This window comes from Pseudomonas sp. NPDC087817 (genome assembly GCF_044742875.1).
In the GTDB taxonomy this organism is placed as follows: Bacteria; Pseudomonadota; Gammaproteobacteria; order Pseudomonadales; family Pseudomonadaceae; genus Aquipseudomonas.
This window is the reverse complement of the sequence record NZ_JBIUVJ010000144.1, coordinates 1-3,311: the sequence shown is the minus strand read 5'-3', so window position 1 is coordinate 3,311 and position 3,311 is coordinate 1. Positions and strand designations below refer to the sequence as shown.

3 protein-coding genes and 1 pseudogene are annotated in these 3,311 nt (G+C 55.1%); all 4 read right to left on the bottom strand.

Going from position 1 to position 3,311, the window contains the following annotated elements; translation table 11 throughout:
* Positions 1 to 212 precede the first annotated feature (212 nt).
* The gene (gene msrQ, locus ACIONG_RS30105; protein WP_401304623.1) at positions 213 to 836 is read right to left on the bottom strand and encodes a protein-methionine-sulfoxide reductase heme-binding subunit MsrQ; all 624 of its coding nucleotides are present in this window, start codon (positions 834 to 836) and stop codon (positions 213 to 215) included.
* The gene (gene msrP, locus ACIONG_RS30100) at positions 836 to 1,849 is read right to left on the bottom strand and encodes a protein-methionine-sulfoxide reductase catalytic subunit MsrP (protein ID WP_103306568.1); all 1,014 of its coding nucleotides are present in this window, start codon (positions 1,847 to 1,849) and stop codon (positions 836 to 838) included. The genes msrQ and msrP overlap by 1 nt, the downstream gene beginning before the upstream one ends.
* Positions 1,850 to 1,912: 63 nt before the next feature.
* Positions 1,913 to 2,770, bottom strand: coding sequence for a CDP-diacylglycerol--serine O-phosphatidyltransferase (gene pssA, locus ACIONG_RS30095; RefSeq protein WP_103306567.1), 858 nt, complete (start codon positions 2,768 to 2,770; stop codon positions 1,913 to 1,915).
* Positions 2,771 to 2,916: 146 nt separating this feature from the next.
* Positions 2,917 to 3,311: pseudogene (locus tag ACIONG_RS30090) on the bottom strand (ketol-acid reductoisomerase); the annotation flags it as partial.

Genomic DNA, 3,311 nt, shown 5'->3' with positions numbered 1-3,311 from the left:
TGTCAACACCTCTTTTTCTCCGCTTTCGACCGAGAAGATCGAACCGTTAAAAGAGTCAAACATCACGACGCTTTCAACTCCTTCCAGGCTTCGATTAACTGAAGCGACCCACTCTCGAAAACCGTATAACTCATTGAATCTCAAGGAGTTTTTCGTTTCGACTGCGCCGGAAGTGGGGCGAATTATAGACCTCCAGAATCTGCCGTCAACCGTTAATTTCGCTTTTCTTGCAGAATCTGTTTTTTAGCCAATAAACGCGGGATTCGACGTGCAACAGGAGGAAGGCGCAGCAAAAGAAGCAGTCCGCCGATAAAGGCATAAATTGCCCATTCCTTGAGATCAGCCCGAACGATCCACAGCATGTGCAGCAATCCCAGCCCCAGAATCACGTAAACCAGCCGATGTAACTTCTTCCAGCGAGCACCTAACCGGCGCTGACTGTAGCGATTGGAAGTCACCGCCAAAGCCAACAGCCCAAGGAAACCCAGCGTCCCGACAATAATGTACGGCCGCTTCCGCAGCTCAACACCCAGTTGTGACCAATCAAATCCCAGGATAAATGCCAAATAGCTGCACAAGTGCAAAACCACATAGGCAAAACACCAAAGCCCCAACTGCCGACGAACAGCGATCCACCCCGCCCAACCGGTCATTTTCTGCAAAGGCGTCATGCTCAAGGTGATCAATAACAGCACCAATGTCCCAAGCCCCAAGCGATCAACCAGCACCTTGCCAGGGTCAGGCCCAAGCAAATCCGCAAAAGCCTGATAGAACCACAGCAATGGCCAGACCGCCGCCGCAATGAAAACGCCTATACGCCATAACGGATATCGCATCAGTAGTTCTTCCGCAGATCGAGCCCTGTATATAAAGAAGCAACTTCATCCGCGTAGCCGTTGAACATTTGCGTATCACGCACATTCGGCTTGAACAGACTGTTTGGTAGCCGGCGCTCACGCGCCTGCGTCCAACGCGGGTGATCAACAGTCGGGTTAACATTTGCGTAGAAGCCGTATTCATCGGCCGCAATACTTTGCCAGGTTGTCTTCGGCTGCTCGCTGACCAGACTGATACGCACGATGGATTTCACGCTTTTGAAGCCGTACTTCCATGGCACCACCAAACGCAGTGGCGCGCCATTTTGATTCGGCAGCTCGCGGCCATACATGCCCACCGCCAGAATCGCCAAAGGATGCATCGCCTCATCCAGTCGCAAGCCCTCTACATAAGGCCAATCGATCAAAGCAAAACCGGAACGCTGGCCCGGCATGCTCTTGGGATCCTGCAAGGTTTCAAAGCGGATGTATTTGGCATTGGAGGTGGGTTCGACTTGCTTGAGCAACGCCGAAATCGGAAAACCGATCCACGGAATGACCATCGACCACGCCTCGACACAGCGCAGGCGATAGATACGCTCCTCCAATTGATACGGTTTCATGAAGTCTTCCAGCGCATAACGCCCTGGTTTACCCACCTCCCCGTCAACCACCACACTCCACGGTTCGGTTTTCAGCGAGCCAGCATTCGCCGCCGGATCGCCCTTGTCGGTGCCGAACTCATAGAAGTTGTTGTAATGGGTTGCATCTTTATAAGGCGTGACCGCCTCATCCTTGACGCTGACTGCGCCCCACTTAGTAGAGGGCAGTTTCTCGGCAAACCATGCAGGCGCTTTGCCCGGCTCGACATCGGCATACTGCGCCGCGTCGTCGGCATTGGCCCAGCGAGGCAGACTACTGACGGCGATACCGGCAGCCGTGGCCCCAAGCAATTGGCGGCGAGACAGATAAATGGATTCAGGCGTGACATCCGACTCGTGGCAGTCAGACGCTTTAGGGATTTTGATCAACATGACAACTCCGCAGCTTTGGAGGACTGATGCACCCATAGACTGCGGAGTATGAGGGAAATTACATCACTCGACGTTTTTGTGCCGACGAAGATGTAAAAGGTACTGAATCGGTCCCGAAGCCGCATAGGCGAGGAACACCAGCAGTAGAATGCGCGGCGGATCGCTGAAGACCACGGCGAACACCAACACGACTGCGAGAATCGCAACGAAAGGTACGCGCCCTTTCAGGTCCAGCTCCTTGAAGCTGTTGTACTTGATGTTGCTGACCATCAGCATGCCGGCCGCCGCCACCATCAGCGCGACCAGGAAGGACATCTTCGAACCCTGAATGCCGTAATCGCTGAACGCCCAGACGATGCCCGCCACCACTCCGGCCGCTGCGGGGCTGGCCAGACCGATGAAGTAACGCTTGTCCGCGGTACCAACCTGAGTGTTGAAGCGCGCCAGGCGCAAGGCTGCACCGGCTACATAGATGAAGGCAACCATCCAGCCGACTTTGCCCATGTCACCCAATGCCCAGCCAAACGCCAGCAACGCCGGCGCAACCCCAAAAGCAACCATATCCGACAGCGAGTCATACTCGGCGCCGAACGCACTTTGCGTATTGGTCATGCGCGCCACGCGGCCGTCGAGACCGTCGAGCACCATGGCGACGAAAATCGCGATCGCAGCAAACGCGAAGTACTTGCTCGCGTTGGCGGAGTCCCCGGCGCTCAAGGCAGCCTGGGCACTCATCGAGTTGATGATGGAATAGAAGCCTGCGAATAGGTTGGCAGTGGTGAACAGATTCGGCAGCAGATAGATACCACGATGCCGGACTTTACGACCTTCTGCGTCGTGCCCTTCTTCGATGTGTTCATCGATGGGCAGCAGGCTTTCGGCGTCAGAAGCCTTGTTCGGCTCTTCGGGACGTTCGCTCATGGACATTACCTTGCAACGGTTTGGAAAAATTCGACAGGTGTCTGGGACGACGGTTCGGCCACAAACGATGCAGCTTTATACCAGAACCACCGGCGCAAACGAAAAAACGCGGCCGAGGCCGCGTTTTTCGTACAAGGGACGACGACTTAGTTTTTGGCTTTGTCGACGATCTTGTTGGCACCGATCCACGGCATCATGGAGCGCAGTTGCTCGCCGATGATTTCGATACCGTGAGCGGCGTTGTTACGACGCTTGGCGGTCATCGAAGGGTAGCCGGTTGCGCCTTCGCTGATGAACATTTTGGCGTATTCGCCGTCCTGAATACGTTTCAGGGCGTTGCGCATGGCCTGACGAGATTCGGCGTTGATCACTTCCGGACCGGTCACGTACTCGCCGTATTCAGCGTTGTTGGAGATCGAGTAGTTCATGTTGGCGATACCGCCTTCGTACATGAGGTCAACGATCAGCTTCAGTTCGTGCAGGCACTCGAAGTAGGCCATTTCCGGCGCGTAGCCAGCTTCAACCAGGGTTTCGAAACCAG

Excerpts from the sequence above, each read along its gene's own strand:
- msrQ (WP_401304623.1), bottom strand. The coding sequence starts at position 836 with ATGCGATATCCGTTATGGCGTATAGGCGTTTTCATTGCGGCGGCGGTC.
- msrP (WP_103306568.1), bottom strand. The coding sequence starts at position 1,849 with ATGTTGATCAAAATCCCTAAAGCGTCTGACTGCCACGAGTCGGATGTC.
- pssA (WP_103306567.1), bottom strand. The coding sequence starts at position 2,770 with ATGAGCGAACGTCCCGAAGAGCCGAACAAGGCTTCTGACGCCGAAAGC.